Below are 1,266 nucleotides of genomic sequence, written 5' to 3'. Positions count from 1 at the left end.
CATTACCTTATGCAATTGCGAATACTTTATTTGGTGGTACAGCCGAGTTTTTTGCATTAAGTTTTAAAGAAGCCGGGCACGAATCTTGGTTCTTTATTTACGTCAGTATCATGATTTTTATTTCATTGCTGATTTATATTTTCATGAAAGACACCAAGCATCATTCAAAAATTAAAGAACATTAAAATTCTTCAATTAGAGCTAATATCATAAGTGAATGTTAGCTCTAACTTAGTGAATAAGCTCCAACAACGTTTCTATTTTATGAGATACTTCATATAAGAAAATAAGGACGATACTGATGAATAAAAGTATTCTATGTTTGGCATTAAGTAGTATGTTCATTTTAACTGCCTGTCAGACTACGCCTCGACAATATAATGGTTCAACTGGCTACCAGATTGAAAACCAAACAAAAACTTCAGCGACTTTAGCTTACACTTTAGCTGGTCGTAGTAACCAGCAACTTGATGAGCGTAAATTGCAACGTGCTTGTCAAAATGTGTTAGGTGCTCAGAAAGTTTATAAATTATCAATTTTAAGCATCAATGAAATTCCTAATCCAGCTAAAGATGAGCATTACGGAATTCAACTAGGTGAAACCCGCGCTTCTTTTGGCTTATCAAATACACCTAGCTTAAATAATGGTGAAGATTATGCGACACGCCAAGCACTTGAAGCACGTCCAAGTACATTAAAAGTCGTTCGTTATACTTGTTCATAACATAAAAAAAGACGCTGTTTTTACAGCGTCTTATAAAAACTTACATTTCTAAATTCTTTCGCTTCATCCAGATCTGGCCAAGTTGTTGCACTTCTTTCTTCAATTTTTTCATATTTTGGATGACTAAAATTTTTAACACGGCTATCTGCCACCCATACTTCAGGTGCAAATTTTAAAAATTCGTCTAAGAAAAAGCTATTACATTGGTCATATAACACATCGGCAGCAAGTAAAACATCGACTTGTTCAGCCTTATATAAATCATCCAAATATTCGAGTTCTACATCATTAAGTAAAGCATTTTCACGACAAGCATTTAAACTGACCTGATCAATATCACAGCAGATTACGCGTTTTGCTCCTGCCATTTTTGCAGCAATTGCCACTACACCAGAACCTGCTCCGAAATCTAACACCACTTTATCTTTAACATGGTGCGGCTCTGCAAGTATCCACTGAGCCATCGCCAAGCCTGATGCCCAACAGAAAATCCAATACGGCGTGTCATTCCAGATACGGCGAATAACTTCGTCATCCAAACG

General features: G+C 36.1%; 2 protein-coding genes and 1 pseudogene. 2 read left to right on the top strand and 1 reads right to left on the bottom strand.

What is annotated here, in order from left to right:
* Together VXQ92_RS18760 and VXQ92_RS18755 are read left to right on the top strand one after the other, a co-directional pair.
* Positions 1 to 185 (top strand): annotated as a pseudogene (locus tag VXQ92_RS18760) (alpha-ketoglutarate permease); the annotation flags it as partial.
* Positions 186 to 301: 116 nt separating this feature from the next.
* The gene (locus VXQ92_RS18755; protein ID WP_001043188.1) at positions 302 to 724 is read left to right on the top strand and encodes a hypothetical protein; all 423 of its coding nucleotides are present in this window, start codon (positions 302 to 304) and stop codon (positions 722 to 724) included.
* Between the two features lie 20 nt (positions 725 to 744).
* On the opposite strand, the gene VXQ92_RS18750 is transcribed toward VXQ92_RS18755, so the two are convergent.
* Positions 745 to 1,266 (bottom strand): class I SAM-dependent methyltransferase (locus tag VXQ92_RS18750; protein WP_416682819.1); only part of this gene is annotated, 522 nt, incomplete at its 5' end.

The organism is Acinetobacter sp. 228, from assembly GCF_048147885.1.
Note: the sequence above shows the minus strand (reverse complement) of the source record. Positions and strands in the feature narration are given on the sequence as shown.

Bases quoted from the DNA above. Each gene is read 5' to 3' on its own strand.
- VXQ92_RS18755 (WP_001043188.1), top strand. From the start codon at position 302: ATGAATAAAAGTATTCTATGTTTGGCATTAAGTAGTATGTTCATTTTA.